Origin of the sequence: Pseudonocardia nematodicida, from assembly GCF_040105385.1 — a bacterium.
GTDB lineage: Bacteria > Actinomycetota > Actinomycetes > Mycobacteriales > Pseudonocardiaceae > Pseudonocardia > Pseudonocardia nematodicida.
Window position 1 is genome coordinate 1 of record NZ_JBEDNQ010000013.1, and the last position, 22110, is coordinate 22110.

A 22110-nucleotide genomic window follows, 5' to 3' on the forward strand; every position below is an offset into this window, starting at 1 on the left:
CCCACCCTCGGCAGAAGGTGAACAATGCATCCCACAACCCCGCACCCGCAACACCTGCCGGCTTGACACGGACACGGTTTAGCCTCTTCCGCTTTCGCTCGCCACTACTCACGGAATCACGGTTGTTTTCTCTTCCTGTGGGTACTGAGATGTTTCACTTCCCCACGTTCCCTCCACGCACCCTATGAATTCAGGTACGGGTAACACCCCATGACGGGTGCTGGGTTTCCCCATTCGGACACCCTCGGATCACAGCTCGGTTGACAGCTCCCCGAGGACTATCGCGGCCTCCCACGTCCTTCATCGGCTCCTGATGCCCAGGCATCCACCATGTGCTCTCAACAACTTGACCACAACAAGATGCTCGCATCCACTATGCAACACTCAACCCACAACCACAGAAGCCCGAGAAGCAACCACCACCCCCACACAGGAGGCGTTAGGACAACCCTCGAACACGCGGCCACAGAGAAACCGAAAAACTCGGTGTCCTCTCAGGACCCAACAGTGTGCCAAGCCACGCCACAACAGGCGTCCATTATGTTCCACCCAGCCACACCCCAGGACACGAACGGCCCTGCCGGATGCGAATCAGTAAAGGAACCACAAACCTTCGAAAAGCCTCGTGGCGCCCCACCACATGGTGAGACTCCTTAGAAAGGAGGTGATCCAGCCGCACCTTCCGGTACGGCTACCTTGTTACGACTTCGTCCCAATCGCCAGTCCCACCTTCGACGACTCCCTCCCACAAGGGGTTGGGCGGCCGGCTTCGGGTGTTACCAACTTTCGTGACGTGACGGGCGGTGTGTACAAGGCCCGGGAACGTATTCACCGCAGCGTTGCTGATCTGCGATTACTAGCGACTCCAACTTCACGGGGTCGAGTTGCAGACCCCGATCCGAACTGAGACTCACTTTAAGGGATTCGCTCCACCTCACGGTCTCGCAGCCCTCTGTATGAGCCATTGTAGCATGTGTGAAGCCCTGGACATAAGGGGCATGATGACTTGACGTCATCCCCACCTTCCTCCGAGTTGACCCCGGCAGTCTCCCATGAGTCCCCACCATTACGTGCTGGCAACATGGAACAAGGGTTGCGCTCGTTGCGGGACTTAACCCAACATCTCACGACACGAGCTGACGACAGCCATGCACCACCTGCACACCAACCACAAGGGAAACCTGATCTCTCAGGCGATCTGGTGCATGTCAAACCCAGGTAAGGTTCTTCGCGTTGCATCGAATTAATCCACATGCTCCGCCGCTTGTGCGGGCCCCCGTCAATTCCTTTGAGTTTTAGCCTTGCGGCCGTACTCCCCAGGCGGGGCGCTTAATGCGTTAGCTGCGGCACAGAAACCGTGGAATGGTCCCCACACCTAGCGCCCAACGTTTACGGCATGGACTACCAGGGTATCTAATCCTGTTCGCTCCCCATGCTTTCGCTCCTCAGCGTCAGTATCGGCCCAGAGACCCGCCTTCGCCACCGGTGTTCCTCCTGATATCTGCGCATTTCACCGCTACACCAGGAATTCCAGTCTCCCCTGCCGAACTCAAGTGATGCCCGTATCGACCGCACGCTCAGAGTTAAGCCCCAAGTTTTCACGATCGACGCGACACACCGCCTACGAGCTCTTTACGCCCAATAATTCCGGACAACGCTCGCACCCTACGTGTTACCGCGGCTGCTGGCACGTAGTTGGCCGGTGCTTCTTCTCCAGGTACCGTCACGTTAGCTTCGTCCCTGGCGAAAGAGGTTTACAACCCGAAGGCCGTCATCCCCCACGCGGCGTCGCTGCGTCAGGCTTCCGCCCATTGCGCAATATTCCCCACTGCTGCCTCCCGTAGGAGTCTGGGCCGTGTCTCAGTCCCAGTGTGGCCGGTCGCCCTCTCAGGCCGGCTACCCGTCACCGCCTTGGTAGGCCATCACCCCACCAACAAGCTGATAGGCCGCGGGCCCATCCCCCACCGAAAAAACTTTCCACCCCCAACCATGCGGTCAGAGGTCCTATCCGGTATTAGACCCAGTTTCCCGGGCTTATCCCAGAGTGGAGGGCAGGTCACCCACGTGTTACTCACCCGTTCGCCGCTCGTGTACCCCCGAAAGGGCCTTACCGCTCGACTTGCATGTGTTAAGCACGCCGCCAGCGTTCGTCCTGAGCCAGGATCAAACTCTCCAACAAAAACCCTGACAAACAAACAACTGCGATCCGCCAACCCGACGGGGCCGGGCAACGAACCGTCAAACAATCTGGCATAAAAACGCCAAACATAGCTCGACACACTGTTGAGTTCTCAAAGGACACCCACACCACATCACCGACCGATAAGCCGGATCCGAAGGTGGATCACCTTGGCCCCACCACGATAACCACGCCGGAAAATCCGGGGCCTACCGGGGGGCGGCCAGCGGGCCTGTTGACCGGGCTCCAGGGCCCGTTCTGTCCGGCTCACTCGCTGACAGGAAATAAGTTACGGCATGCTGTCAGGGCCCGTCAAACCGGGGTCGGAAACACCGGCTGACCTGCGCGAACACGCTCCACAGCCGCGCCGGCCCACGATGGGCACCGACCCCGTCGCGCGACGAACGGTCGTCGCCACGGGCCTCCTCCGCATACTGGTTGACCTGGCCGGATCCCGCAAGAGCTGGTCCACTTCGGTCCTCCTGCGGGCCGACACCGCCGTCGTTCGTCCGAGGTCGGATGTGCGGCAGGCGATCTGAAAATTTTTTCCGGCCGTCCACCGTGTACTGCCGGGCGACGAACGGTCGGCACGGGGCGCACCGGTTCCCGGCGAATCGGTCACGGTGGGTGTGCGGGCGGTCATCGTGACGATCGGACCGCTCGGCGTGTGGCGCAGGCCGGAAGCCGGGGTGGTGGCTCGGAGCCGCTCCCGCCACCTCGGCGAGACTCCCGGGATGCGCAGCGACGGAGATGTCCTCGATCCGGTGCTCCACCGGTTGCGTGCCGACCCGGGCCCGACCGCCGCGGAGTGGTGTCGTGCTCCGGGGGCGAGCAGCCGGGTCCGGGCGACGGTCGCTCCGTCCGGTGTCGTCCTCGAGGCGCGCGGGGGCTCGCCCGCGTACCTGCCGGCGTCGCCGACCGCGCTCCCCGTCCGGCCCCGGTCGGTGGACCGGATCGCGCTCCCCCTGGTGCTTCCGCTCTTACCCGACATGGACGGGCTGTTCGCCGAGATGCGCCGGGTCCTCGCGCCGCACGGACTGCTGTCGCTGATGGTCCCTGCCCCGGTGTCGCTCGGCTGGCGGGAGCGTGGGCTGACCCGGGCGGTCCGCGGGGCGTGGCGGCACCGGTCGGCGGTCGAGCATCCGGAGTGGCTGGCGTCGTCGGCCGATTTCGCGGTCCTGGCCGACGACCGGCTGGGTTTCGTCCTCGACGTTCCGGCCGTGGACGGCGCGGGGCGGGAACGGAGGCACGACATCGACCTGCTGTGCCGGGCGGGGGTCTACCCGCCGGACCTTCCCGACGACGTCCGGGACTCCCTGGCCGCGCACCGCTCGGCCGCGCACAGGGTGCGGCTGCGCCGGATCGTCGCCCGGCGCTGAGCGGACGCCACCCGGCACCGCGCGGAGCGCGCGTCGCCGCCCCGCGGCAAGCGGGCCGGTACCCCGGAGCGGGAGCCGGCACCGAGCCGAGGGCGCACCGTCACCGCGCGGCCCGCGTCGGCCGGCGACGTCGGTCAGTTCGAGGTGGCGATCTCCGCGGCCGCCCCGGCGACGCGCAGGTGCTGCGCCTGTGGCGCATCGGCCGGGACGTCCACGACGTCGGCGACGATCGCGGTGATGTTGTCCGGTCCCCCGCCGTCGTTGGAGAGCTCGATCAGGCGGGCGACGACGTCCTCCGGCTCGGTACCGGAGCCCAGCTCCTGCCGCAGCGCGTCGTCGTCGAGCACGGCCGTCACGCCGTCCGAGCACAGCAGGAAGCGGTCGCCCTCGGCGATGTCGATCCGGTCGAGATCGGGCTCCGGGGCGTGGTCGGTGCTCAGCGCGCGCATCAGCACCGAGCGGCGCGGATGGTGCGCCGCCTCCTCCGGCGTGATCTGCCCCTGGTCGACCAGCTGCTGGACCATGGTGTGGTCGTGGGTGAGCTGGTCGAGCTCGCCCGCACGCAGCCGGTAGATCCGCGAGTCGCCGATGTGCGCCAGTGCCAGCTGCTCACCGGTCAGCAGCAGGGAGACGACCGTCGTCCCCATGCCGCGGGTCTCCGGGTCGTCGCTCGCCCGCTGCCCGAGCCGGTCGGTCGCGTCGGCGAGCACCGAGTTCAGCTCCGCGTCGAGGTCGACGTCCGAGAGATCCTCGGGCAGACGCGCGTCCATCTCGGTGAACGCCGACACCGTCGTCGCACTCGCGATCTCGCCGTGGGCGTGCCCGCCCATGCCGTCGGCGACGATCAGCAGGCGGCCGGTCGTCGCCCCGGAGTCCTGGTTCGACGTCCGGCGGCGACCCACATCCGACCCGATTGCGGATCGCAGTCCCAGAACCATGCCGACAGTATGGACGTCACCGTCCGTCAGCGTTGCAGGCGAGGCCCGTTTCCGTGGCGGCTTCCACCGGACGGATGGCGTTCGGCACGCCGTCCGAGGGGTCGTGGCGGTGTCGGCCGGGTGGTCGGGGACACGTGTTCGCTACCGTGTGCGCTGGAGCTCGCCCTCGTAGCTCAGCTGGATAGAGCAAGAGCCTTCTAATCTCTAGGTCGCAGGTTCGAGTCCTGCCGGGGGCACACGACGCACGTCCGACGCGGCGCGCCACCGCGCCGGTGGCGCCCGTCCCCGGCACGACGGGAGCGCCGGTCTCACTCGAGTCCGCGCGCCGCGAGCCCGTCGAGATGGAGCACCCCGTCGTCGCCGTACTTCGCGGCGGTCGCGTCGACGCCCTTCGTGACGAGCTGCGCGAGGTTCGCGGCGTGCCCGTGGCCGAGTCCGTGCTCGGTCTTGAGCCAGGCGATGACCTCGCCCGCCTTCGCACCCAGCAGCCCGCACTCCTCCGCGAGTTCGAGGAACCGGCGTGGGGTGGTGCCGGTCTGGCGCTCGGCGTTGTCGAGGTAGGTCTGGAATCCGCTCATCGCGCTTCCTCCGGTTCGTCGAGAGATGCGTCGATCATGACGGATCATCGGTCCACAGAGGATCGATTTCCCCAGGCGACCGGTGACCGGCCTCCGCCGTCACCCCCGCACGGCGGTGCGCCACCGGGACCACGGGCGCCGCCGCGCCGGCAGCCGCCCGGCCGCGGCGTCGTCGAGCAGCGACCCGACGGTCTCCGCGGCGCACCGCCGGTTCGCACCGATCCCACCCGATGCCCCCCGCTTGATCCAGCCGACGACGTAGTGGCCGGGCCGGCCGGCGACCCGGCCCGCGTCGTGCGGGATCACGCCGCGGGCGTCGTCGAACGGCAGCCCCGGAACCGGCCGGCCGCGGTGCCCGACGGCCCGTACGACCAGGCCGGCCGGGATGTCGACCCCGACGGTTCGCACGCTCCGCACCCGGCCGACCCCGTCGATCCGGTCGGGGGCGGAGTGGAACCGGAACACCACCCGCGGGCCCGCCGGCGGCGCCGACCAGTCGACGGGCGTGCGCGCCGCATCCCGCAGCAGACCCGCACCGGGGCCGTCGAGCGACGGAGCGATTCGCGGGTCGTGGTCGTCGACGACGACCGGCACCGCGGCCCGGCCGAGCAGCTCGCGCAGCTCCGGTGCGGTCGCCGCCACCGTCTCCGGGCCCCTCCGGCCGAGCAACACGACCTCCCGCGGCACACCGGAGCGTGCGGCGCCGGACCGCAGCGCCACCAGCGCGTGCGGGGCGATCGGCGTGCCGGCCAGGTCGTCGGGGTCGGCGGTGAGGACCCGGGCGATGTCGATCGCGACGTTGCCGGTGCCGACCACCACCACCCGCGACGCCGGCTCGACCGCGTCGGCGGGCACGTCCGGCCGGCCGTTGTACCAGCCGACGACGGTGTCCGCGTCGACGCTGCCCGGCAGCTCCTCCCCCGGCACACCGAGCTCACGGGACGCGGACGCGCCGACCGCCCAGACCACGGCGTCGTGGCGCGCGGACAGCTCGTCGGGACGAGCCTCGACGCCCAGCCGCATCCGCACCCTCGGGTGGGCGTGCATGTGGGCGAACGACTCGGCGATCCGCCGCGTGGCCGGATGGTCCGGGGCGACGCCGTAGCGGACCAGCCCGCCCGGGGTAGCCATCCGGTCGATCAGCGTCACCCGGGACGGGCTGTGCAGCAACAGTTCCCGTGCCGCGTACATGCCGGCCGGACCGGTGCCGACCACCGCGACGTCCAGCGGCTCCGCACCCGCGGGCGTGCCCGGGCCGAACGAGGGCGGACCCCACTCGTGGAACAGCGGCGAGACGGACTCCGCGACCGGCCGGTCGTCGTAGTACGCGGCGTTGACCTCGGCGTAGCCGGCGAGCGGGCCGGTCAGCCGCTCGACCGGGTGCACCGCGTCGACCGGGCAGGCGTCCGCGCAGGCCCCGCAGTCGATGCACGCCCGTGGGTCCACGAACAGCATGTCCGTGCTCGTGAAGTCCGGCTCGTCCGGCGTGGGGTGGATGCAGTTGACCGGGCAGGCGGCGACGCAGGAGGCGTCGGCACAGCAGGACTGGGTGATCGCGAACGCCACGGCGCGCGCTCAGATCAGGTTCGCGCGCCGGTAGAACCACAGCGCGGGCCGGGTGAGCAACCCGCACGAGCCGAGGAACTCCATCAACCCCGCGCACGACGACCGCAGCAGCGCCTTGTGGTGCTCGTTGGCCCGGGCCTCCCGCACCGCCCGCCGGGTGTCCAGGCCGGCGTTCGCGTAGACCTGCGGGCTCCACATACTGGTGACGATCATGTAGGCGGCCGCGGCGACCACCACCGCGTCGACCCCGCGGCGCAGCCGGCCGGCCCCGGCGAGGCGCTCCCGGGTCTCGTCCCGGGCGAACGCCATGTGCCTCGACTCCTCGACCACGTGGATGTTGGTGATCGTCCGGACGAACGGGGCGACGCGCTCGTCGCGCATCCAGTCCCGCTGCATGACGTCGAGCACCTCCTCGGCCACCAGGATCGAGGCGTAGGCGGCCTCGCCGGAGGCGACCGCGGCGAACACCCGGCCCAGCTCCACCGTGGACCGCTTCGGGACGTACGCCGGGGCGCCGAGCTTCGCGGCACCGCGGGCGAACATGATCGAGTGCCGGCACTCGTCGGCGATCTCGGTGAGCGCCCACTGGAACGCCGGGTCGGTCGGGTCCTTGGCGTAGAAGTCCCGCAGCACCATCTGCTGCAGGATCATCTCGAACCAGATGCCGGTCGAGGCGATCGACGCCGACTCGTGGCGGGTCAGCTCGCGGCGCTGCTCCTCGGGCATCCCGTCCCAGTACGCCGTGCCGTACAGCGAGCTCCACTCCGGACTCATGCCGTGGTGTCCCGGGTCCAGCGGCGTCTCCCAGTCCACCTCGCTGACGGGGTCGTAGGACAGCTGGTCCGACGAGCGCAGCAGCCGCTGCGCCGTGCTCTCCCGGTGGACGGTCGTGGTCATCCCGGCTCCTCACGGACGTCGTCGTCGAGTGCTGTAACCGGCGGTAACGTTACCACCGGTTACAGCACCGCGCGACGGTCCGGAAGAAGATCAGCAGAGCGAGTCGGCGGGCTTCGGGTTGGCCATGCCGAACAGCGGCCGCAGCCTCAGCCCGACCCAGGTCCCGCCGAGCGCGACGACCGCCCAGGCCCAGCCGTGCAGGCTGAACGAGGCGATCCCGGAGAAGTAGGCGCCGATGTTGCAGCCCCCGGCCAGGCGGGCGCCGTAGCCCATCGCGATGCCGCCGAGCACCGCGCCGAGCGCCAGCTTCCACGGGACCCGCTTGTGCAGCACGAACGCGCCGCCGGCCGCGGACGCGATCAGCGCGCCGATCATGATGCCGACGTCGAGGTTGGAGATCCGGTCCGCGAGCACCGGGTTCGCCAGCGCCTCGGCGTTCGCCGGGACCTGCCAGTACGCCGTGCCCGCCATGTCGGCACCGAACAGCTCCAGGAACTTCGACCCCCACAGCGCGAACGCCGACGTCACGCCCCACGGGGCGGCCGAGACGAACAGCACCGCGGCGTTGAGGCCCGCCAGCACGAGCGCGCCGACCCACATCGGCCAGGACCCGCGCAGCACCCGGGCGATCCCGCGGGCCGACGGCGGGCGCTCGACCGGCGGCGGCGTCCGGCGCCGCGCGACCACCCAGGTGCCGACGGTGATCGCGGACAGCGCGAGCAGGGTGACGGCCAGCGCGCCGGGGTAGCCCAGCAGCGCCGCCAGGTCGACCGACGCCCCGCGCGGCACGGTCTCGGTCCAGAAGGTGTGCGTGAACACCGCGAACATCGATCCGACGACGAACCCGAACAGGGTCAGCACGATCGCGCTCTGCCCGCTGCCGACCGCGAACAGCGTCCCGGAGGCGCACGACCCGCCGACCTGCATCCCGACGCCGAACAGGAACGCGCCGACGACGAGCGGGATCCCGATCGGGTTGACGTACCCGCTCGGCTCGCCGGCCAGCGCGAACCCGGAGCTCAGGATCACCGCGAACAGCACCGACGCCGTCCCCAGCATGATCATGTGCGCGCGGATCGCGGCGCCCTGCCCGACCGCGACGAGCTGGCGCCATCCCGAGGTGAAGCCGAACCGGGAGTGGAACAGCGTGAAGCCGAGGGCGAGACCGAGCGCGGCGGTGCCGACCATCGTGGCCGGCGCGACCGTGCCCACCCCGATCAGGAACAGCACGGCGAGCACGAGACCGATCGCGACGACCCGCCACTGCGGCGGCTTCGCGGCGCGGTCCTGCGGACCGAACGCGGACCGCTCGCGCGCGGGAATGCCGCGCAGCGCGCGGACCAGGGCCGACGGGCGTCCGGTGGACGGCTCGTCGCTGACGACGGACATGACTCTCCTGACGAAGGACGGTCGGGCCCGGACCGGCGACGGCGGCGGTCACGGGTGGATCGGGGTGGGCCTCGACGAACGCGGGGCTGCCGGGGCGCGGCCGCGCCGGCGGGTGAGGGGCCCGGGCGGCCCCGCGGCGCCCGGCCACCAGTGTGCAGGCACGGCGCCACGCCGCCGCGCCACCCCGCACCGTGAAACGATCGAGTGAGTCACCCCACAGTGGACCCCGTCCGAGTGACCACGCAGAGCAGTCGTTCCGTGACAGGATCTTTGCGACACTCCGGTCGTCGCGGGACGGTTCGCCCCCGGCGCCCGCCCCCGCAGTGCGGGACCGCGCGTCCGGAATACGGCCGACCGTCAGGGACCCGCTCGTGACACAGACCCAACAACCCAGCTTCTCGGTGACCCAGCGACGGCGCGCGGTGCTGTCGAGCTTCCTCGGCAGCGTCATCGAGTTCTACGACTTCATCCTCTACGCCACCGCCGCGGCGGTGGTGTTCAACCAGGTCTTCTTCTCCAGCCTCGATCCGCTGGTCGGCACGGTCGCCGCGTTCGGCACCCTCGCGACCGGCTACGTCGCGCGCCCGATCGGCGCGATCGTGTTCGGGCACTTCGGCGACCGCGTGGGCCGCAAGAACATGCTGATCATCAGCATGACGCTGATGGGCGTGAGCAGCACGCTGATCGGCCTGCTGCCCACCTACGCCCAGGTGGGCGCGCTGGCGCCGGTCCTGCTGGTGTTCCTGCGGGTCATGCAGGGCGTCGCGCTCGGCGGCGAGTGGGGCGGCGCGGTGCTGCTGAGCGCGGAGCACGCGTCGTCGCGGCGCGGGCTGTGGGCCAGCTTCACCAACGCCGGTGCGCCCGTCGGCCTGCTGCTGTCGACCGGGGTGCTGGCCGCGGCGGCCGCGCTGACCAGCGAGGAGGCGTTCCTGGCCTGGGGCTGGCGGATCCCGTTCCTGCTCAGCATCGTCCTGCTCGTGATCGGCCTGTTCGTCCGGCTCAAGGTCACCGAGACCCCGGTCTTCCAGGCCGCTGCCGACGCGACGCCGGCCCGCCCCCCGCTGTTGGAGGTGCTGCGCAAGCACCCGCGCAACCTGGCGCTCGCGGTCGGTATCGGGTTCGGGGCGTTCGTCGTCCAGGGCACCTTCACCACGTTCCTGACGTCGTACGCGGTGCAGAGCGGGTTCGACCGGGTGAGCGTGCTCAACGCGCTCACGCTGTCCGCGGTCGGCGCGCTCGTCGCGATCATCGGGTTCTCGACGCTGACCGACAGGGTCGGACGACGACCGGTCGTCCTCGCCGGGATCGTCGCCACCACGCTGTGGTTCTTCGCGCTCTTCCCGCTGGTCGACACCGGCTCGGTGGCGGCCCTGACCGTCGCCCTGGTCGTGATGCACATCGTCTTCAACGCGTGGATGGGTCCGTCGGCGGCGCTGTACTCGGAGCTGTTCAGCACCGGCACCCGCTACACCGGCGCGTCGCTGGCCTACCAGCTCTCCGGTCTGGGGGCCGGGCTGGCACCGGTGACGTTCGCGTCGATGGTCGCCGCCGGGATGGGGACCATGACGATCAGCATCGTGGTCGCGGTGCTGGCGCTGATCTCCGCCGCGTCGGTCCTGGCGCTGCGCGAGACCTCGCGCGACCGGCTGACCGACACCTGACCGGTCAGCCCGGGGCGGGTTCGGTCCGGCGGCCGGTCAGGAAGGCCACCCCCACCACCGCGAGCGAGATGACCGCCGCGGTCAGGAACGCGGCCCGCAGCCCGCCCTCGGTCACCCCGGCGCCCGCGGACGCCAGCGTCATCACGGTGATGAACAGCGCGGTGCCGGCGGCGCCTGCGACCTGCTGCAGCGTGGTCAGGATGGCGCTGCCGTGCGAGTACAGCTCGCCCGGCAGCGCCCCGAGCGAGTCGGTCATCAGCGGGGTGAACATCAGGGCCAGCGCGGCGGACAGGCAGACGTGCAGGGCGACCACGTGCCAGAGCGGGGTCGCGGCGCCGAGCGTGGTGAAGCCCCACATCGCGACGGCCAGCAGCAGCGAGCCGGGGATCACCAGCCGTCGGACGCCGAACCGGTCGTAGGCGCGGCCGACGACCGGCCCCATCAGGCCCATCACCAGGCCACCGGGCAGCACCACCAGGCCGGCGACGAACGCGCTGTCGCCGACCACCTCCTGGATGTAGAGCGGCAGCAGGATGATCGCGCCGAACAGCGCCATGAACCCGGTCGCCACCAGGATCAGCGCCAGCGTGTAGCGGCGGATCGCGAACGGCCGCAGGTCCAGCAGCGGCGCGCCGGTGGTGCGCTGCAGCCGGATCTGCCGGTGCACGAACACCGCGAGCGCGACCACGCCGACGACCATCGGCAGCCACGGCGGGACGCCGCCGTGCGCCTCGCCGCCGCCGGCCGCCGAACCGGCGGCGGACTCACCGATCGAGGACAGCCCGAAGACCAGTCCGGAGAACGCGACCGCGGAGATCAGCACCGAGGCCACGTCCAGCGGCACCCGGCTCGTCTCGGCGGCGACCTTCAGCCAGGTCGCCCCGGCCGCGAGCGCGAGCAGCGCGATCGGCAGCACCAGCCAGAACATCCAGCGCCAGCCGAGCGCGGAGAGGATCACCCCGGAGATCGTCGGCCCGACCGCCGGAGCGACCGCGATGACGATCGAGATCGTGCCCATCGTCTGGCCGCGGCGGGATGCCGGGACCAGCCGCAGGATCGTCGTCATCAGCAGCGGGATCATGACCGCGGTCCCGGTGGCCTGCACGACCCGGCCGGCCAGCAGCACCGGGAAGACCGGCGCGAGCGCGCACAGCAGGGTGCCGGCGCTGAACAGGGCCATCGACGCCAGGTACACCCGGCGCGGCGGGAAGCGCTGCAGCAGGTAGCCGGTGACCGGGATGACCACGGCCATCGTCAGCATGAACCCGCTGGTCAGCCACTGCGCGGTGGCGGCGGTGACGCCGAGGTCGGCGATCAGCGCCGGCAACGCCACGCTCATGATCGTCTCGTTGAGGATCATGACGAAAGCGGAGCCGACGAGCAGCGAGATGATCAACGGCACGCCCGCCGGGAGCCGCGCGTCCTGCGCGGCGGGTCCGGTGGTCGGCTCGGTCGTCACGGTGGTGACCTCCTGGGGCGCGTGCCGGATCCCCTTCCGCCCGGTCGAGGGCGTGCCGGGGCGCGGCGGGAGTGGCGGGAGTGCCTGCGAGTCAACACGAAACGCTCCCCGAATACGACTCGTTTCCGCCGCGAGCGAACCCCGCTCTCGCGAGAGGATGTCGGAATGGACACCCACGACCTGGTGGTCGTCGGGGCGGGACCGGCCGGCGCGGTCGCCGCGCTGCACGCCCTGGCGCTGCGCCCCGGTGCGTCGGTGCTGCTGCTCGACGCCCGGGACTTCCCGCGGGACAAGACCTGCGGTGACGGCGTCGCCGCCGAGGTGTTCGACCTGCTCGACGACCTGGGCGTCACCGGGGTTCGCGAGCTGGGACTCGAGGTGCCGATGCTGCGGCTGCGCACCCCCGGCGGGCGCGTCGCGCACCGGGCCGCGCCGCGGCCGAACCGGGTGGTCCCCCGCCGGTGGTTCGACGCCGCGCTGGTGGACGCGGCCGTCCACGCAGGGGCCGAGCTGCGCCGGCACCGGGTGCGCGAGCTCACCGACGACGGGGACCGGATCGTGCTCGACGGCACGCTCGCCGGCCGGGCGGTCGTCGGCGCCGACGGCGCGCACTCGGTGGTCCGCCGGGCACTCGGCGGCCCGGCTCCGCGGCCGGCGGACACCGCCGTCGCGATCCGCGGCTACGCCCCCGTGGCGGCCGATGCGGAGACCTTGACCATCGAGTTCGCGGCCGGGCCGCACCCGGCCTACGCCTGGTCGTTCCCGGTGCCCGGCGGCGGGGCGAACGTCGGCTACGGGGTGTTCCACCGGGACGGCGCGGGATCCCGTGCGGAGCTGCTGGCGCGGCTCGCCGCGCTGCTGCCCGGCCAGGTGCCCGATCCGGCGACGCTGCGCGCGCACCACCTGCCGCTGTCGACGAGCCCGCGGGTCCAGCCGGACGGCCGGGTGCTGCTCGCCGGCGACGCCGCGGCCGCGGTCAACCCGCTCACCGGCGAGGGGATCTTCGACGCGGTCGCCTCCGGGCTCCTCGCCGGCCGCAACGCGCTGCGCGGGGCCGGTGCGGGAGCCGCGCAGCGCGCGTCGATGGAGCGGGCGTTCGGACGGCACCAGCGGCACGTCGGCGCGCTGGCCCGGCTCGCCGTCCGGCCGGGGTTCCTGGACGCCGCGATCGGCGCGGCCGCCGCGCACCGGACGGTGTTCGACTGCGCGGTCCGGCTGGGGCTGGGCCGCGGCACCGTCTCCCCCGCCGCGCTCGCCCTGGTGGCGGGGCGGCTGCCGTCCGCTGTGATCCGGGCGCATCGCCGGGCCCGCGGCGGCGCCGTCCGGTAGACAGGGGCGCATGGAACAGGTCGTGCTCCTGGACGACGACGGCAACGCGGTCGGTGTGGCGGACAAGGCGACCGTGCACGGCGCGACGACACCGCGGCACCTCGCGTTCTCCTGCTACGGCGTCGACGACGGCGGCCGGCTGCTGGTCACCCGCCGCTCCCGGAGCAAGGCGGCGTTCCCGCTGGTGTGGACGAACACCTGCTGCGGGCACCCGGGCCCCGGCGAGGACCCGGCCGACGCGGTGCACCGGCGGCTGTCCGACGAGCTGGGGATCACCGCCACCGAGCTGCGGCTGGTCCTGCCCGACTTCAGCTACCGGGCGTCGCAGGACGGGGTCGAGGAGAACGAGCTGTGCCCGGTCTTCCTCGCCCGGATCACCGGCGAGCCCGACCCGCGCCCGGACGAGGTCGAGGACGTCCGGTGGTGGAGCTGGCCGGAGTTCCGCGCCGCCGCCGACGACCCGTCGTCCGGGCTGTCGCCGTGGGCGCGGCTGCAGGCACCGCTGCTCGACGCGCTGGACGACCCGCTGCTGAGCGGCTCCCGTCCGTGAGCGGAGCGTGCGGAGCGAACAGGTCAGAGCCTGCGGAGCGCGCATCAGCACCGTGCTGAGATGTCCGGCGTGAACGCGCTGCCCGACGACCTGGCGACGGCCCTGGACGAGCTCCTCGACCCGATCCCGGCCGGCCGGCTCGCGCCGGTGGTCGACCGGCTGATCCGCGAGTACCGCAGCGGGTCCTCGAGCTCGGGCGGTCCGGGCGGCTCGGGCGGTACCGCGCCGCCGTCGTCGTCGATCCTGCGCACGGCCGACGACGCGGCCGCCTACGCCGCGTACCGGATGCCGGCCACCCACGCGGCGGTGCGGGACGTGCTCGGCCGGGCCGCCGGGCGGGTGCCCGCCCCGGAGACGCACGTCGACGTCGGCGGCGGGACCGGCGCGGCCGTGTGGGCGGCCGCCGAGGTGTGGCCCGCGCTGCGCCGGTGCACCGTGCTGGAGGCCGCGGCCCCGGTGCGGACGCTGGGTACCCGGCTCGCCGCGCGCGCCACGGCCCCTGCGGTCCGGGCGGCGCGCTGGGAGGCCGCGCAGCTGGGCGCGCAGTCCGAGCTGCCCGAGGCCGACCTGCTCACGGCCTGTTACCTGCTCGGGGAGCTGTCCGGGGCCGACCGGGACGGTCTGGTCGACGCGGCCGCCCGCAGTGCCCGGGTGGTGGCGATCGTCGAACCCGGGACGCCGGCCGGGTACGCCCGGGTGCTCGCCGCGCGGACCCGGCTGCTCGCCGCGGGGATGTCGGTGGCCGCGCCCTGCCCGCACGACGGCAGCTGCCCGGTGACCGGCGACGACTGGTGCCACTTCGCCGCCAGGGTGAGCCGTAGCTCCCGGCACCGGACGCTCAAGGCCGCGTCACTGGGTCACGAGGACGAGAAGTTCTCCTACGTCGTCGCGGTGCGCTCCGGCGGCGCGAGCCCGGCTCCCGGACGGGTGGTGCGGCACCCCCGCACCCGGAAAGGTCTTGTGACTCTCCGTGTCTGCGACGCGGACGGCACGCTCGGCGACGCCCTCGTGCCGCGCAGTCGCAAAGAGCTCCACCGGGCCGCCCGTGACGCCGCGTGGGGCGACTCCTGGCCGCCTCCCGGCCTCGCTCCGTGACCACTGAAGACACTGTGGGCGATCCCACACCGACGATCACGGGCACTTTCGTAGCCAAGCTGTAACACCGACCGGCATCGTGTGCGATGTCCGGGCGCGACGGCCATTCGGTGGGCCGCGAGCAGCAGGTTCTCTCCCAGATCGAGCACGACATGAACGACTTCGTCACCGGCGCCCCCACCGAGCGGCTCCCCACCCTCATCCGTACCCGCCGCGGCTACCGCGTGCACGACCCGGCCCTCCTCGCCGACACGTCCTATGTGATCGACGACAAGGGCGACCTCGTCTACACCAAGCTCCCGGCCGGCGCGATGACGGCGACGGCGATCCTCGGCTCCGTCGCCGTCGCCCTCACCGTGGGTGACAACAGCTGGGGCTGGTCGATCGCGGTCCTCGTCCTGACGCTGCCGGTCGCGCTCGCCGCCGTGCTCGGTGTGCTGTCGGCGATCCACGCGGTCACCGACCCGGTGCGGGCCTACCGCCGGCGGTTCGGTCACGACCGGTTCGCCCGCGACGTCACCGACCGGACGTCCGCCGACTGGGCGCTGTGCGCCCGCGCGGAGCGGATCGCGGCGAGCCCGTCCTGGCAGGCCGGCCGGATCGACCCGACCCGCACCCTGGGTGGTCTGCTGTGGACGGCCGTCGCGGGCGCCGAGACCTGGGCCGCCGACGCGTTGCGCGCGATCGACCAGCCGCGCACCGGTCCGGACCTGACCTCGGTCTGAGCGCGCCCGGCCGGGCGGCCCGCGTCCGCCCCCGTGCGACGCGGGGACGCGGTGCGCACGGTCGCGGCGTCGAGCGCCACGTTCCCGCCCCGGGGAGGGCCGGAACGTGGCACCCGGCCGGCGCACTGCCTCCGGCCACCGGGTCGTCGCAGAGCCGGGGTGATCGACGATCGGGCCCGGTTCCCGGCCGGATTCGTCCGCTTTGCGGGCCCGATCGGTGATCAGCCACGGCTGGCGGGACGGAGGCGGGCGGATCCGTCAGACCGCGTAGCGGACGACCGGGAGCAGCGCGTCGGGGTCGCGGCGGTCGTCGTCGGCGGCGACGCAGGCGCGCAGCTGCCGGTGCAGGGCGGTCTCGTCCAGGCCCGTCCCGATCAGCAGCAGGGTGGTGCGCCGCGGCTCACCGGCGTCCCACCGGGTCCGGTGGAACCGCACGTACCGGCCCACGGTGTGCAGGTCCCAGCGGTCCCGGGTCGGCGCGGCCGCGAACCGCACCGAGCCCTTGACCCGGTACAACCCGGACGGGCGGGCGTCGAGCAGGTCCTGCAGCCGGCCGGCGTCCAGTGGCTCGTCGCAGACGAAGCTGACGCTCTGGTACCCGGCGTGCAGGTGTGCGGTGTGGTCGTCGGTCTCGCCGACCTGCTCGCCGAGCATCAGCTGCCGGCCCGGGACGATCTCGATGTCGAACAGCAGCGCGGGGTCCACGGCGCCGTCCTGCACCGGGACGATCGGGGCCCGCGGGTTGGCCTCGCGGCACAGCCGTCGTACCCGCCAGAGCGTGCCCGGACCGACCCGGTCGATCTTGTTGAGCACCACCAGGTCGGCCAGCCCGAGGTGGGTGTCGAGCTGCCGGTGACGCCGCCGCGTGGCCTCGAACTCGGCGGCGTCGACGACCTCGACCAGCCCGCCGAAGCTGAAGTGCCGGCCCAGGCCGTCCAGGACCATCCGCACCAGGGCGCCGGGTTCGGCGATGCCGCTGGCCTCGATGACGATCACGTCGATCTCGTCCCGGCGCCGCGCGAGGTCCTCCAGGACGGCGCCGACACCGTCCTCCCCGACCTCACAGCACAGGCAGCCGTTGCCGAGGCCGACGACCGCGCCGGCCTGGCCGGCCAGCCGCATGGCGTCGATGCCAACCGAGCCGAAGTCGTTGACCACCACGGCGATGCGCGCGTCGCCACCGCTGCGCAGCAGGTGGTTCAGCAGGGTCGTCTTGCCGGCTCCGAGGAACCCGGCCAGCACCACGACCGGGATCCTCCGGGACACCCGACATGAGTACCACGCGCGGTGAACAGCCGGTGACCCGGACGGGTCGGCGAAGATCACGTCAGGACCGGACCTCCCGCGACGTGTCGATACAGTTCCCCCATGCCCGACACAGCTGCCGGATCCGGGGTCATCGCCGTCGCCGGCGAAGCCCTGGTCGACGTCGTCCCCGCCCCCGCCGAGGGATACTGGGAGTTCGCTCCCGGGGGGAGCCCGGCGAACGTGGCGGTGGGGCTGTCCCGGCTCGACGTCGGCGCCCGCATGCTGGCCCGGCTCTCCGACGACCTGCTCGGCCGCAAGCTGCGCGCCCACCTCGCCGACAACGGCGTCGACCTGTCCCACGCGGTGCGGGCCGACGAGCAGTCGTCGCTCGCGATCGTCGAGGTCGCCGACGACGGGCAGGCCTCCTACGACTTCCGGATCTCCGGCACCGCGGACTGGCAGTGGTCGCCCAACGAGCTCGCCGGTGCCCTCGACGAGAAGGTCGTCTGCGTCCACTCCGGATCGCTGGCGCTGACCACGGCGCCCGGCGCCGAGGTGCTGCGCGAGCTGATGGCGTCCGCGGTGGACACCGCGACGATCAGCTACGACCCGAACTTCCGGCCGATGCTGATGGGCTCCCCGGACGAGGTGCTGCCCGGCGTGCACGAACTGCTCGGGCTCGCCGACGTGGTCAAGGTCAGCGACGAGGACCTCGCCTGGCTGCTGCCCGGCCGGGAGCCGGGCGACGTCGTCGGCGAGTGGCTGGAGCTCGGGCCCGCCATGGTCGTCGTCACCCTGGGCGCGGAGGGCGTGCTCGCCGGCACCGCGTCCGGGCTGCACACCGTGCTGCCCGGCCGGAAGATCGAGGTCGTGGACACGGTCGGGGCCGGGGACAGCTTCACCGCCGCGATGCTCGCGGGGCTGCACCGCCGGGGTCTGCTCGGAGCCTCGGCCCGCGAGGATCTCTACCGGATCGACCGCGGCTCGCTCGACGGAGTGCTGTCCGAGGCCGTGACCGCCGCGGCGATCACCTGCTCCCGGCACGGCGCGAACCCGCCGACCCGCGCGGAGCTCGACGCCACGGACTGAGGCTCGGCGGTCGAGAGCCGAAGCAACAGCACCGCGGCCCCGGGATCACCCGTCGGCGGCCTCCGGCGCCGTCACCAGGTCGAAGAACTCCCCCAGCAGCCCCACCATGTCGACGGTGGGGTCCTGCAGCCACTGCAGCTGCAGCCCATCGGAGACCGCCTCGAGGAGCCGGGAGAACGAGTCGGGGTCGATCCCCCGCGGTGCCGTGCCCCGGTCCTGGGAGCCGCGCAGCGCCGCGGCGAAGCCGGCCCGCATGTCCGGCCCCCGGTCCCGGAAGAACGTGTTCGCGGGATGGCCCTGGTCGGCCGCCTCCACCGCCATCCGCGAGAACAGCTCGACCAGTCCCGGGACGCCGGTGTTGTGCCGGGCGAGCGCCTGGAAGCGTTCGCGCAGCTCCGGCAGGTCCGCGGCGCCGGTCACACCCACCCCGCCGTCGATCTGGTCCCGCTTGCGCAGCACGGCGGTGAACAGGTCCTCCTTGCTGTCGAAGTAGTGCAGCAGGCCGGCCTGGCTGAGGTTGACCGCCTCGGCGACCTCCTTGATCGACGCTCCGGCGAAGCCCTCGCGGCCGATCACCTCGAGAGCCTGCTCGAGGATCTCCTCCCGCTTGGCGATGCCCTTGGCGTACGGACCGCGCTCGTTCATGGTTCCGAGCATAAACCGAATGACGCTTGCTTTCTGAAGACCGAGCGCCATAAGGTTTTGGCGCACCCCAACGGAGGGGGCGGGAGAGGACCGATCGATGTCGATTCCGGACCGTGCTGCCGACGCCGTCGCAGCGCTCACTCTCGACCAGAAGGCCGCCCTGACCAGCGGCGCCGACTTCTGGACGACCACACAGGCGGGCGATGTCCCGTCGGTCATGCTCACGGACGGGCCGCACGGACTCCGCAAGCAGCGGCGCTCGGCCGACCACCTGGGACTGCACGACAGCGTGCCGGCGACCTGCTTCCCGCCCGCGGTCGCGCTGGGCGCCTCCTTCGACCCGGAGCTGGTGGAGCGCGTCGGCGTCGCCCTCGGCATCGAGTCGGCGATCGAGGACGTCGCCGTCCTGCTCGGCCCCGGCATCAACATCAAGCGGTCGCCGCTGTGCGGACGCAACTTCGAGTACTTCTCCGAGGACCCCGTCGTCTCGGGTGTCATCGGGGCCGCGTGGGTGCGGGGCGTCCAGTCCCAGGGCGTCGGCACCTCGCTCAAGCACTTCGCCGCGAACAACCAGGAGACCGACCGCCTGCGCGTGTCGAGCGACGTCGACCCCCGGACGCTCCGCGAGATCTACCTGCGGGGGTTCCAGCGGGTGGTCGCCGACGCGCGGCCGTGGACGGTCATGTGCTCCTACAACCGGATCAACGGCGTGCACGCCTCCGAGGACCCGTGGCTGCTCACCTCCGTCCTGCGCGACGAGTGGGGTTTCGACGGGCTGGTCGTGTCCGACTGGGGTGCGGTGCGCGACCGCGTCGCGGCGCTGGCCGCCGGTCTCGACCTCGACATGCCGTCCTCGGACGGGCGGGCCGACGCCGAGGTCGTCGCCGCCGTGAAGGAGGGCCGGATCGACGAGCGCCTGGTGGACCGGTCCGCCGCACGGGTCGCGTCGATGGCGATGCGGGCGGCCGGGCGCGCGCCGGTGACCGCCCCGCTCGACGTGGACGCCCACCACGCGCTCGCCCGTGAGGCCGCCGGCCGGTCGATCGTCCTGCTCAAGAACTCCGACGGCGTGCTGCCGCTGTCCCGGGACGCGCGGATCGCCGTCGTGGGGGCGTTCGCCGAGCACCCGCGGTTCCAGGGCGCGGGGTCGTCGTTGATCAACCCGACACGTCTCGACGACGCCCTGACCCACATCCGGGCGGCCGCCGGCCCGGACGTCGCGTTCGCACCGGGGTTCAGCCTGGAATCCACAGCGGACGAGTCCACGCGGGTACGCCTGCGCGCAGAGGCGGTGGCCGCGGCCGCCGGCGCCGACGTCGCCGTGCTGTTCCTCGGGCTGCCGGCACCGACCGAGTCCGAGGGCTTCGACCGCACCGGCATCGACCTGCCGGCCGACCAGCTGGCCCTGCTCGACGAGGTCCGCGGGGCGAACCCGCGGACCGTCGTCGTGCTGTCGCACGGGGGCGTCGTCGCGCTGCCGTTCGCCGGCGACGTCCCGGGGATCCTCGACGGCTCACTGCTCGGCCAGGCGGGCGGCGCCGCCACCGCGGACGTCCTGTTCGGTGACGTCGACCCGTCGGCGAGGCTCACCGAGACCGTCCCGGTCCGGATCGAGGACACCCCCGCCTTCGGGAACTTCCCCGGCGAGTACGGCCACGTGCGCTACGGCGAGGGGCTGCTGGTCGGGTACCGCTGGTACGACACCCGCGACCTCCCGGTGACGTTCCCGTTCGGACACGGCCTGTCGTACACGACGTTCGACTGGTCCGGCGCCTCGGCGACGGTGGCCGGGAACGGCGACGTCGACGTGCGCGTCACCGTGACCAACACCGGCGACCGGACCGGGCGCGAGGTCGTCCAGGTCTACACCGGACTCGAGGACTCGGCGGTGAGCCGCCCGGTGCGCGAGCTCAAGGCGTTCGGCGTCGTCGAGCTCGCGCCGCGGGAGAGCCGGGAGGTCGCGCTGACCGTCCGCCGGTCCGATCTCGCCTACTGGGACGTGCGGGTCGACGCCTGGATCGTCGAGGGCGGCCGCTACCGGATCGACGTCGCGGCGTCCAGCCGCGATCTCCGGGGCACCGTCGAGGTCGACCTCGACGGGGACGAGGTCGACCTGCCGATCGCCCGCGACTCGTCGCTCGCCGAGGTCTTCGCCCACCCGGTCGCCGCCGATGCGCTGCGTGCCGCCCTGGCCCGGCACGGCGGCGGGGGCATCGCCGGATCCGGCGACGAGGACGTGCGGATGATGCTCGCCTCGTTCCCCCTCGGCCGGATGTCGATGTTCGGCCTGCCCGGCGCCGCGATCGACGAGGTCGTCGTCGCGGCGAACCGCTGACATACCACTCCGGACTCCCACCGTGCGCCGCACGGTGATCACCGCACGAGCTCACCACCGAGGAGACGCCCGATGACGAGCACCCCCGAGATGCTGCTGACCAACCAGGTGTGGCCGGTGATGCTGACCCCGATGCACTCCGACCGCACGATCGACTGGGACGGCGTCGACCGGATCACCGACTGGTACATCGACGCCGGCATCACCGGCCTGTTCACGAACTCCCGTTCCAGTGAGGTCGAGTTCCTGTCCGCCGAGGAGCGCGTCCAGCTGGCCGAGCGGGTCGTGAAGCGCGCGAACGGCCGGGCCGCGGTCGTCGCGACCGGCACCTTCGGCGCCCCGGCCGCCGACGAGATCGAGACGATCAAGCAGATCAGCGACGTCGGCGCCGACGCGGTGGTGATCCTGACCAACCACCTGGGCAACCAGGCGGCGTCGGAGGCCGCGTGGAGCGGCAAGCTCGAGACGATCGTCGAGGGGACCGGCGACATCAAGCTGGGCTTCTACGAGTGCCCGACCCCGTGGAAGCGGGTCGTCCCGGCCCCGGTGTTCGAGTGGGCCGCGCACACCGGCCGGTTCGTGTTCCACAAGGACCTGTCGTTCGACCCGGGCGACATGGCCGCCAAGATCGCCGCCGCGCGCGGCACAGATCTGCGGATCTACAACGGTGAGATCACCTCGACCTATCAGTCGATCATCGCGGGCGCGCACGGGCACTCCGGCTACGCGTCGAGCCTCAACCCGCACCTGATGGTCTGGCTGTGCGCCAACGCGCACCGGGACGACGAGCAGGTCCGCACCGTGCAGCGGCTGATGAGCGTGTTCGAGCGGATGATCGGTCTGGGTTACCCGAGCTCGGCGAAGCAGCTGCTCGCCGCGACCGGCCAGCTCGACATCACCCCGTACAGCCGGATGCCCGGCGCCAACCCGCTCGGCGCCCACGACTTCGACTCGCTGACCGACATGGTCGCGCTGATCGAGTCGCTCGACCTGAAGCTGAACTGACCGCGCGCACACCGTGACGGGCGCACCCATGACAAAGGAGTCA

17 protein-coding genes, 1 tRNA gene and 2 rRNA genes are annotated in these 22110 nt (G+C 72.0%); 10 read left to right on the forward strand and 10 right to left on the reverse strand.

What is annotated here, in order from left to right:
* Positions 1-352, reverse strand: a 23S ribosomal RNA gene (locus tag WIS52_RS26580); the annotation flags it as partial.
* Positions 353-657: 305 nt separating this feature from the next.
* Positions 658-2179 (reverse strand): 16S ribosomal RNA (locus WIS52_RS26585).
* A gap of 734 nt (positions 2180-2913) precedes the next feature.
* Here WIS52_RS26585 and WIS52_RS26590 point away from each other — a divergent pair.
* Positions 2914-3558 carry a methyltransferase domain-containing protein gene (locus WIS52_RS26590; protein ID WP_349301128.1) on the forward strand — a complete coding sequence of 215 codons (645 nt, stop codon included), beginning with the start codon at positions 2914-2916 and terminating at the stop codon, positions 3556-3558.
* Between the two features lie 134 nt (positions 3559-3692).
* On the opposite strand, the gene WIS52_RS26595 is transcribed toward WIS52_RS26590, so the two are convergent.
* The gene (locus tag WIS52_RS26595) at positions 3693-4496 is read right to left on the reverse strand and encodes a PP2C family protein-serine/threonine phosphatase (protein WP_349301129.1); all 804 of its coding nucleotides are present in this window, start codon (positions 4494-4496) and stop codon (positions 3693-3695) included.
* A 162-nt stretch (positions 4497-4658) separates the two neighbouring features.
* On the opposite strand from WIS52_RS26595, the gene WIS52_RS26600 reads away from it, so the two are divergent.
* Positions 4659-4732, forward strand: a tRNA-Arg gene (locus tag WIS52_RS26600).
* A 72-nt stretch (positions 4733-4804) separates the two neighbouring features.
* Here WIS52_RS26600 and WIS52_RS26605 read toward each other — a convergent pair.
* The 4 genes from WIS52_RS26605 to WIS52_RS26620 form a co-directional block, all read right to left on the reverse strand.
* Positions 4805-5074: a DUF4287 domain-containing protein gene (locus tag WIS52_RS26605; RefSeq protein WP_349301130.1), complete on the reverse strand. Its 270-nt coding sequence runs from the start codon at positions 5072-5074 to the stop codon at positions 4805-4807.
* A gap of 99 nt (positions 5075-5173) precedes the next feature.
* Positions 5174-6640: an FAD-dependent oxidoreductase gene (locus tag WIS52_RS26610; protein WP_349301131.1), complete on the reverse strand. Its 1467-nt coding sequence runs from the start codon at positions 6638-6640 to the stop codon at positions 5174-5176.
* A 9-nt stretch (positions 6641-6649) separates the two neighbouring features.
* On the reverse strand, positions 6650-7537 hold the full coding sequence (locus WIS52_RS26615) for an AurF N-oxygenase family protein (RefSeq protein WP_349301132.1): 888 nt from the start codon (positions 7535-7537) through the stop codon (positions 6650-6652).
* Between the two features lie 90 nt (positions 7538-7627).
* Positions 7628-8926: a YeeE/YedE family protein gene (locus WIS52_RS26620; RefSeq protein WP_349301133.1), complete on the reverse strand. Its 1299-nt coding sequence runs from the start codon at positions 8924-8926 to the stop codon at positions 7628-7630.
* A gap of 371 nt (positions 8927-9297) precedes the next feature.
* On the opposite strand from WIS52_RS26620, the gene WIS52_RS26625 reads away from it, so the two are divergent.
* Positions 9298-10587 (forward strand): MFS transporter, encoded by a 1290-nt coding sequence (locus tag WIS52_RS26625; RefSeq protein ID WP_349301134.1) that lies wholly within the window; start codon positions 9298-9300, stop codon positions 10585-10587.
* Positions 10588-10591: 4 nt separating this feature from the next.
* On the opposite strand, the gene WIS52_RS26630 is transcribed toward WIS52_RS26625, so the two are convergent.
* Complete coding sequence (locus WIS52_RS26630; protein ID WP_349301135.1) at positions 10592-12046, reverse strand: MDR family MFS transporter; 1455 nt, start codon at positions 12044-12046, stop codon at positions 10592-10594.
* Between the two features lie 165 nt (positions 12047-12211).
* Here WIS52_RS26630 and WIS52_RS26635 point away from each other — a divergent pair, with 165 nt between their 5' ends.
* From WIS52_RS26635 to WIS52_RS26650, 4 genes are all read left to right on the forward strand, one after another.
* Positions 12212-13375, forward strand: coding sequence for an NAD(P)/FAD-dependent oxidoreductase (locus WIS52_RS26635; RefSeq protein ID WP_349301136.1), 1164 nt, complete (start codon positions 12212-12214; stop codon positions 13373-13375).
* Between the two features lie 10 nt (positions 13376-13385).
* Entirely contained in the window at positions 13386-13925 is a 540-nt protein-coding gene (gene idi, locus WIS52_RS26640) for an isopentenyl-diphosphate Delta-isomerase (RefSeq protein ID WP_349301137.1), read from the forward strand.
* Positions 13926-13985: 60 nt separating this feature from the next.
* Positions 13986-15020, forward strand: a complete 1035-nt coding sequence (locus tag WIS52_RS26645; RefSeq protein WP_349301138.1) for a small ribosomal subunit Rsm22 family protein — start codon at positions 13986-13988, stop codon at positions 15018-15020.
* A gap of 86 nt (positions 15021-15106) precedes the next feature.
* A complete protein-coding gene (locus WIS52_RS26650; protein WP_349301139.1) occupies positions 15107-15745 on the forward strand; it encodes a hypothetical protein in 639 nt (212 codons plus the stop codon).
* 258 nt (positions 15746-16003) lie between these two features.
* On the opposite strand, the gene WIS52_RS26655 is transcribed toward WIS52_RS26650, so the two are convergent.
* Positions 16004-17011, reverse strand: coding sequence for a CobW family GTP-binding protein (locus WIS52_RS26655; RefSeq protein ID WP_349301140.1), 1008 nt, complete (start codon positions 17009-17011; stop codon positions 16004-16006).
* Positions 17012-17113: 102 nt separating this feature from the next.
* On the opposite strand from WIS52_RS26655, the gene WIS52_RS26660 reads away from it, so the two are divergent.
* On the forward strand, positions 17114-18082 hold the full coding sequence (locus tag WIS52_RS26660) for a carbohydrate kinase family protein (protein ID WP_349301141.1): 969 nt from the start codon (positions 17114-17116) through the stop codon (positions 18080-18082).
* A gap of 45 nt (positions 18083-18127) precedes the next feature.
* Here WIS52_RS26660 and WIS52_RS26665 read toward each other — a convergent pair whose 3' ends face one another.
* Positions 18128-18727, reverse strand: coding sequence for a TetR/AcrR family transcriptional regulator (locus WIS52_RS26665; protein WP_349301142.1), 600 nt, complete (start codon positions 18725-18727; stop codon positions 18128-18130).
* Between the two features lie 97 nt (positions 18728-18824).
* Here WIS52_RS26665 and WIS52_RS26670 point away from each other — a divergent pair, with 97 nt between their 5' ends.
* On the forward strand, positions 18825-21062 hold the full coding sequence (locus WIS52_RS26670) for a glycoside hydrolase family 3 C-terminal domain-containing protein (protein ID WP_349301143.1): 2238 nt from the start codon (positions 18825-18827) through the stop codon (positions 21060-21062).
* A gap of 72 nt (positions 21063-21134) precedes the next feature.
* On the forward strand, positions 21135-22067 hold the full coding sequence (locus WIS52_RS26675; protein ID WP_349301144.1) for a dihydrodipicolinate synthase family protein: 933 nt from the start codon (positions 21135-21137) through the stop codon (positions 22065-22067).
* Positions 22068-22110: the final 43 nt, after the last annotated feature.

Bases quoted from the DNA above. Each gene is read 5' to 3' on its own strand.
- WIS52_RS26590 (WP_349301128.1), top strand. From the start codon at position 2,914: ATGCGCAGCGACGGAGATGTCCTCGATCCGGTGCTCCACCGGTTGCGT.
- WIS52_RS26595 (WP_349301129.1), bottom strand. From the start codon at position 4,496: ATGGTTCTGGGACTGCGATCCGCAATCGGGTCGGATGTGGGTCGCCGC.
- WIS52_RS26605 (WP_349301130.1), bottom strand. From the start codon at position 5,074: ATGAGCGGATTCCAGACCTACCTCGACAACGCCGAGCGCCAGACCGGC.
- WIS52_RS26615 (WP_349301132.1), bottom strand. From the start codon at position 7,537: ATGACCACGACCGTCCACCGGGAGAGCACGGCGCAGCGGCTGCTGCGC.
- WIS52_RS26620 (WP_349301133.1), bottom strand. From the start codon at position 8,926: ATGTCCGTCGTCAGCGACGAGCCGTCCACCGGACGCCCGTCGGCCCTG.
- WIS52_RS26635 (WP_349301136.1), top strand. From the start codon at position 12,212: ATGGACACCCACGACCTGGTGGTCGTCGGGGCGGGACCGGCCGGCGCG.
- idi (WP_349301137.1), top strand. From the start codon at position 13,386: ATGGAACAGGTCGTGCTCCTGGACGACGACGGCAACGCGGTCGGTGTG.
- WIS52_RS26645 (WP_349301138.1), top strand. From the start codon at position 13,986: ATGTCCGGCGTGAACGCGCTGCCCGACGACCTGGCGACGGCCCTGGAC.
- WIS52_RS26650 (WP_349301139.1), top strand. From the start codon at position 15,107: ATGTCCGGGCGCGACGGCCATTCGGTGGGCCGCGAGCAGCAGGTTCTC.
- WIS52_RS26660 (WP_349301141.1), top strand. From the start codon at position 17,114: ATGCCCGACACAGCTGCCGGATCCGGGGTCATCGCCGTCGCCGGCGAA.
- WIS52_RS26665 (WP_349301142.1), bottom strand. From the start codon at position 18,727: ATGAACGAGCGCGGTCCGTACGCCAAGGGCATCGCCAAGCGGGAGGAG.
- WIS52_RS26670 (WP_349301143.1), top strand. From the start codon at position 18,825: ATGTCGATTCCGGACCGTGCTGCCGACGCCGTCGCAGCGCTCACTCTC.
- WIS52_RS26675 (WP_349301144.1), top strand. From the start codon at position 21,135: ATGACGAGCACCCCCGAGATGCTGCTGACCAACCAGGTGTGGCCGGTG.